General features: G+C 63.2%; 1 protein-coding gene. It reads right to left on the reverse strand.

Features of this window, described 5'->3' with window-relative positions; all coding sequences use genetic code 11:
* Positions 1-5 precede the first annotated feature (5 nt).
* Positions 6-242 (reverse strand): EF-Tu C-terminal domain-related protein (locus AC06E7_RS19105; protein ID WP_478065607.1); only part of this gene is annotated, 237 nt, incomplete at its 5' end.

The following is a 242-nucleotide window of genomic DNA, read 5'->3' on the forward strand; positions in this document are numbered from 1 at the left end:
GCAGATTACTTGATGATCTTGGAGACCACGCCGGCGCCGACGGTACGGCCGCCTTCACGAATCGCGAAGCGCAGGCCTTCGTCCATGGCGACCGGGTTGATCAGGGTCACGACCATCTTCACGTTGTCACCCGGCATCACCATCTCGACGCCTTCCGGCAGCTTGGCGGCGCCAGTGATGTCGGTGGTACGGAAGTAGAACTGCGGGCGGTAGCCGTTGAAGAACGGGGTGTGACGGCCGCC

The sequence above is a fragment of the Stenotrophomonas sp. Steno-Z4 genome (assembly GCF_056393145.1).